General features: G+C 32.6%; 5 protein-coding genes. All 5 read right to left on the bottom strand.

Features of this window, described 5'->3' with window-relative positions:
- Positions 1–242: 242 nt before the first annotated feature.
- The gene (locus tag N4T77_RS19810) at positions 243–1,205 is read right to left on the bottom strand and encodes a hypothetical protein (protein ID WP_261673589.1); all 963 of its coding nucleotides are present in this window, start codon (positions 1,203–1,205) and stop codon (positions 243–245) included.
- A gap of 130 nt (positions 1,206–1,335) precedes the next feature.
- A complete protein-coding gene (locus N4T77_RS20320; RefSeq protein ID WP_396125174.1) occupies positions 1,336–1,575 on the bottom strand; it encodes an imm11 family protein in 240 nt (79 codons plus the stop codon).
- A 5-nt stretch (positions 1,576–1,580) separates the two neighbouring features.
- Entirely contained in the window at positions 1,581–1,916 is a 336-nt protein-coding gene (locus N4T77_RS19805; protein WP_261673588.1) for an imm11 family protein, read from the bottom strand.
- A 101-nt stretch (positions 1,917–2,017) separates the two neighbouring features.
- Entirely contained in the window at positions 2,018–2,560 is a 543-nt protein-coding gene (locus N4T77_RS19800; protein ID WP_261673587.1) for a hypothetical protein, read from the bottom strand.
- A gap of 2 nt (positions 2,561–2,562) precedes the next feature.
- The coding region (locus N4T77_RS19795; RefSeq protein ID WP_261673586.1) for a LamG-like jellyroll fold domain-containing protein at positions 2,563–6,811 on the bottom strand (4,249 nt) is incomplete at its 5' end.

Below are 6,811 nucleotides of genomic sequence, written 5' to 3'. Positions count from 1 at the left end.
ATAATATAATCCTGTCTCCGTATCAAACCTATAGCCCCTATACCTATAAGGATTCTTATACCCAACATGTTCCTTATTACTAGTTACATCAATGTCTTTTTCATCTCTAATGCTAATAAGCTTTCCCCAGCTATCGTATATATAGCTTACTACCTTAGTACCGCTATTATTAATTAAGCCAATAATGTCTCCCTGACCATTTCTTATATAAACAAAGGAAGCTCTACAGCAGAGCTGAAGAGCTAAGCGATTCGCACCAAATCAGAGATTTGGGCTCTCTGCTTATCTACACCATTTAAATTCATACTTACAAGGTCATCTGCGTTATCATATCTATAATAAATTTTATCTTTTATTACACGACTAGCATCTTCAGTATATTCATAGGTTACCCTATCCCCTATTAGGTGAAACTTTGTAGTAAATCCATTTACTCTCTTATGTGTTCTAATTCCTGCATCGTTGTACTTAAAGAAGGCATTGATATCACTACCTACAATGGAGGTTAATCTTCTTCCTTCTTCCCAGCTGTAGGTATAACCAGCATAGGTCTTAGGGTTTCCTATTGTATCATAGGTTATCTCATTTTTATTATAATGTGTCAGTTTATCCTTCCAAGAACTTCTATATTCATAGCTTATAGGAGTCTGCCAAACACCATTTATTATTTCCTGCTTACTACTTATATTCCCTCCGCTATCATAAGTGTATGTTATAGTTTTATTTAGAACTTCGTTTTCTTCCCTTACAAGCTCATTTAGTTCATTATAGGAATATCTAATGTTCTTTCCATTTTCAAGAATTCTAGTTATATTTCCATTTGCATCATACCAATAGTTTATAGGAACAAGTTCATTTTGCACAGAAGATAACCTATTTACTGTTGCTCCTTCTTCTTTACCAGTGACAGATACATAGGCATACTGAGTTTGAAAACTGGTACGTCCTATATTTATTGTCTTTCTCTGTAGTCTGCCAAGGTTATCATAAGAATATCTCACTGATTTGTTGGTATACAGTGAAAGTATTTCCCCTTCTGTTAAGTCTGAGGAGGAATAATTGAAGTTTCTAATTAATCCATTTAGTGAATAGGTTCCACCTATATTACTTCCTATAGCTGTCTTTAGTTTACTAAAATCTTTGAAGTCTGCAGTTTGCCACTTATAAATGCTATGATTTAAATAGAGCTTACCAGTTAAAGTCAAGTTTCCTGGGGTAAACTGCCAACTTACTGCAATAAGGTGCCATAAAAAGCCATCAGCCTTTGTTATTGCTTAGGTTGATGGCTATGTCGGCAAACTCCTTAGCAGAAAACCGAAAACACTTCTCTGCTTACTATATTGTTTTAACCTCTAAAAAGTCACATCCAGTTATTTTATTATTTTCTAATGCAATCTTTAATTCCTCAGATATAAAAACTGAAAATTTACTATTAGTTAATCTCACCAAATGTCTTCTTTCTAATTTATCCTCTTTTAATGCATATTTAATAACTGTAATATACTTATTTCCTCTTACCTGAAATTCCGTGTATTCGGAGTTTGATAAATCTAGTGCATCAACTAAATTTACAATATTAACTACAAAAATTCATTTAACACTTTTCCAGTATTTGTTTCTTTAATATTGACAGGTAAATATTGTATTTGCTCTTCTCGAAAACTTTTCATAATTTGCTGAAACCTATGAGATACTAAAAACCAACCTAAATTATTAGATATATAGTCAGTTGGTTGATTCCCATCTTTCTCATTGTAATAGAAAGTAAAAATATCACTCCAGTTATCAATAAACTTGCCATCATTTAAATCGTATTGTTTTACTCCATATCTTCTCTCATATTCCTTTTCTGTAAAACATACTATATCATCTTTCTTAATTCTTTCATCATCAAACATTATTTTATAATATTTCATTTTAAATTCTCCTAATAACTTCCCTACAATATCTCTTCAGTAACAGTGTTTTCTGCCTTAAACAATAAATTACTACTTTAATTTCAAGTTATACCTACTCGTCATTTTATACTTTCATCAATTACTTTAATTAAATCATCTTCATATATTGATTTTAAATCCTTATGAATCATATTTATAAGAATTTTAGTTGATAACAAAAATACTGTTTGACTTGAGCCTATATATCCATGTGCTCCTGTATTAAAAAGTAATGTACCTGGTGGAATGTTTATTTTGTTAATATTTTCTTGTATATAATTAATAATAGGTGCTGCATATTCTTTAGGTATTCCTACATGAACTTCATCAATTTCTTGTGCAATATTATTTTTTAATATTACATCGTTAGACATACCTACATTAACCTTTACTTTTAAAACTTTTTCTTTACTTGGTACATATTTTACACCCAATAAAGCATAATTGCTGCTATTTCTTGATAGTGACAATTCCAGTCCTAAATACTTTTGTTGCCAATTTTCAGCATTAACAGTTTCTATATCTACTTTCAGCACTTCAATAGTGTTATATTTCAATTCTGGTAACTCATCTGTCCATAATCTAGCTCTTATAAATTTTGTTTTATTTTCTACAATTATCATTTCTACCTCCAAAAATTTATCCATCTTGAATTAAATTCTTGTGGATACATATTTATAACTTCAGGATGATATACACTAAATGGTGAAACTCCATATTTACTTAATGCAGCAGCGTGTGCTTCATTATAACTAAGTCCTTTGGACATTATAGTTGACTCCGAAATCTCATGCATATAAAAACTCGCATCTGATCCCGTTACTTGTTTTCCTTTAACTAATGCATTTTCAAGTCTATTTATCATAGCATTATTAGGCCCATATTCTTCAAAAGTTGTTATATGGCTTTTTACAATATTTAATCCTTTCCTTGTAACATTAATAGACCTACCACTTAACTTTCCTAGACCAGTTTCTCCACCTTTGTATGATGAATTATATGCACCTGTAGATTTATTTTTTAACTTACTTGCGACCTGCACAGCTCTCTGACCAACTCGTTGTACAATCTGCGATATTCTAGTTAACGCAGCAGTTCCCATAGTTACAGCTGCTGCTGCAGTAGCTGGTGATGCTATAGCTATAACCGCCGCAACTGCAACTACTGCTACAACTGCTGCTATAGCCCATTTAACCCATCCTGACAGATATCCATTTTCATCTGTCATATTAACAGGATTATTCTTGGCATAAGCAAATACATTATGAGATAATAAGTCACCTCTGCTTCCGCCTAATGCATCAGCATTCAAGTATCTGCCCCATTCAGGGTTGTAATATCTTGAATTTAAATAGTAGAGTCGAGTCTCGCTATCAAACCTATAGCCTCTATACCTATAAGGATTCTTGTACCCAACATGTTCCTTATTATTAGTTACATCAATACCCTTTTCATCTTTAATGCTAATAAGCTTGCCCCAGCTATCGTATATATAGCTTACTACCTTAGTACCGCTATTGTTAATCAGACCGATAATGTCTCCCTGACCATTCCTTATATAATAATATTCTACACCATTTAAATTCATACTTACAAGGTCATCTGCATTATCATATCTGTAATAAATCCTATCTTTTATTACATGACTAGCATCTTCAGTATATTCATAGGTTACCCTATCCCCTATTAGGTGAAACTTTGTAGTAAATCCATTTACTCTCTTATGTGTTCTGATTCCTGAATCGTTATACTTAAAGAAGGCATTGATATCACTACCTATAATGGATGTTAATCTTCTTCCTTCTTCCCAGCTGTAGGTATAACCGGCATAGGTCTTAGGATTTCCTATTGTATCATAGGTTATCTCATTTTTATTATAATGTGTCAGTTTATCCTTCCAAGAACTTCTATATTCATAGCTTATAGGAGCCTGCGAAATACCATTTATTATTTCCTGCTTACTACTTATATTTCCGCCGCTATCATAAGTGTATATTACAGTTTTATTTAGAACTTCGTTTTCTTCCTTTATAAGCTCATTTAGTTCGTTATAGGAATACTTAATATTCTTTCCGTTTTCAAGAATTCTAGTTATATTTCCATTTTCATCATACCAATAGTTTATAGGAATAAGTTCATTTTGCACAGAGGATAACCTATTTACTGTTGCTCCTTCTTCTTTACCAGTGACAGATACATAGGCATACTGAGTTTGAAAACTGGTACGTCCTATATTTATTGTCTTTCTCTGTAGTCTGCCAAGGTTATCATAAGAATATCTCACTGATTTGTTGGTATACAGTGAAAGTATTTCCCCTTCTGTTAAGTCTGAGGATGAATAATTGAAGTTTCTAATTAATCCATTCAGTGAATAATTTCCACTTATATTACTTCCTATAGCTGTCTTTAGTTTACTAAAATCTTTGAAGTCTGCAGTTTGCCACTTATAAATACTATGATTTAGATAGAGCTTACCAGTTAAAGTCAAGTTTCCCGGATCAAACTGCCAGCTTACTGCAACAAAGTACCATGTATTATATTTTAATGTTTCATCTGTAGTTATTATATTTGTAAAACCTTTACTGCCTATTACTGCAAGATTTACTTTTTGGTCTTTATCTATATAGAGGTTAAATAGTTCAGTGGGTCCTTCAGTGCCAATTATCATTCTTGAACCTGTATTGTTTCTTGTATTTACCCATGCTGTCATTGTTCCTGATTTTTTATCTATGCCTAAATCATAAATTACTTTTGTGCCTGGATATGCATAAAGAGCTCCTTGATCATTTTCGTCTTTTCCAAATATAGGGGTTTCCTGTATTGGAGTTTTTCCTCTACTTCCAGTAGTATTTGTACTTAGATGAAAATATTCAAAGTTTGGACTGTCTTCTATTACAGAATCATAGAATACTCCTACAGGTTTATTGTCCTTGTCATAACCATATCTTGTTTCATAAAGTTTTTCATCTATTTTTTCCGTTATTATGCTGTGATTATTGCTCATATCATAGTCAAATTTTGTTGAATATGTCTCTCCATAACTTGAAGTACCTATATCTTTATCATACTCATCAATTCTAACCAATCTATCTGATAAATCGTAGCTGTACTTATAATCTCTAAAATTCACCCCGTCCTCATGGTATGCTAAATTACCTTCGTTGTCGTATTCATAGCTGTATCTTATCTCATCCTTTTGACTATTATCTAATATATCTCTATTAAATTTTCTTTTAGTTACTCTATCTAGCTCATCATACTCCATGGATACCCTTTGATTATTTCCATATTCTGATTTTATAAGATTCCCTGTAGCAGGATCAAATTCATTTGTTATTAAAAGTTCATTTGCAGCATAAACCTCTTTTGTATTTCCTAAGCTGTCATATTCAAATCTATAGCTGAAACCATTGTGAGAAATTGTTTTTATTTTATCCTTTTCATAAGTGTAGCTGTTAGTAACTATAGTTCCTCTATCCTCTGGCATAATTTTGTTGTAGAGAGCTTTTATATCATTATCAATCAATGCCTTTCTACTGTATGCAAAGTCATCTAAAGTTCCTGATAAACTGTAGTTTCCGTAAGGATTACTTCCAACAGCGGTAATTGCTCCTGTAAAGTCTTTAAAATCAATTACAGAGCCAGTATAAGTTCTATTATTAATATATAAAGTACACTGCAAAGTCCTGCTGTAAAATGATGACTCTACAAGCTGCCACTTTAGGGCTATAAAGTACCATGTATTGTTAGCTATAGTTACATCATTTGCAGTGATAATGTTTTGCCCAGCATTTGACTTGTTTAATGAGCTTAAAATTATATTATTTTGTTCATTTATATAAAGATTGAATAAGGCTGTCTTACTTTCATTGGAAAAAATCATTCTTGTTCCTGTACCTGTAGTGTTAAACCATACAGACAAGGTTCCAGATTTTTTATCTATGCCTAAATCATAATAAGGCTTTGAGTTATCACTTCTGCTTGGACTGTAAGCAGTAAAACTACTCCCTTCCTCCATTTGTACAGCATCAAAGCTTACTGTGTCAGTGCCGCTAACAGCACTTCTTAGTATTACAAAAAGACTTTTTGTTCCTGCTGGCAGAGTAAAACTTTCACTTATTTTAACCCATCTGTCCTTAGCTATATCTTTTTGATAGTTTTTATAACTTCCAGCAATTTCAGCTCCGTTCTTATCAAAACATTGTATTCCCAGTACAGGATTAGCTACTCCTGTTCTCTTTGCATAGGCACTTAAAATATATACTTTTGATAAAGTTAAAGCAGTGGGTAATGTAACTAATTGAAAAGCTACAGCATTAGTAGGGTTTCCAGTGACAGTTCCATCTGAGTCATAACTTTCTAAACAGTAGTTTCCATGTATTCCTCCCGATACAATTCTCCATTTTCCTGTAGAACCATCCCAATCTTCCAATCTCCAAGAATTGCTGCTATTTTCAAAGGAAGAGTTTACAAGCAAGTTTGCTCCAGCATCAAAAATTGTTCTTGTTCCTTTGCTTCCTACAAGACTTGAATTTAACGGGAATTTTTCGATATTTCTGCTTTCAGTACCTTCCAGAGCTTTAGAGACACTTACAAGTCTATTCATATCGTCATAACTATAGAAGGTCTTACTTCCTTTTCCATCAGTGGTGGCTGTCAGTACTCCTTTTTCTTCATTGTAATGACTTATTACAGAATTTTCTTCGTTGTCTATTGCTGCTTTCAGGTAATTTCCGCTGATACTATAATTTGCAATGGACTCCATAAAAAGTTTTTCATTTGTTACATTGGTCTCTGGAGCTTTTTCCACTCGTGACTTCACTGGATTACCGCTACTGTCATAATCAAAGGAATATTCGACCTTTGTAGCGGAA

Source organism: Clostridium sp. CX1 (assembly GCF_025398335.1).
In the GTDB taxonomy this organism is placed as follows: Bacteria; Bacillota; Clostridia; order Clostridiales; family Clostridiaceae; genus Clostridium_AM; species Clostridium_AM tanneri.
This window is presented reverse-complemented; position numbering and strand designations above follow the sequence as displayed.

Coding starts and splice junctions, on each gene's coding strand:
- N4T77_RS19800 (WP_261673587.1), bottom strand. CDS start 2,560: ATGATAATTGTAGAAAATAAAACAAAATTTATAAGAGCTAGATTATGG.
- N4T77_RS19805 (WP_261673588.1), bottom strand. CDS start 1,916: ATGAAATATTATAAAATAATGTTTGATGATGAAAGAATTAAGAAAGAT.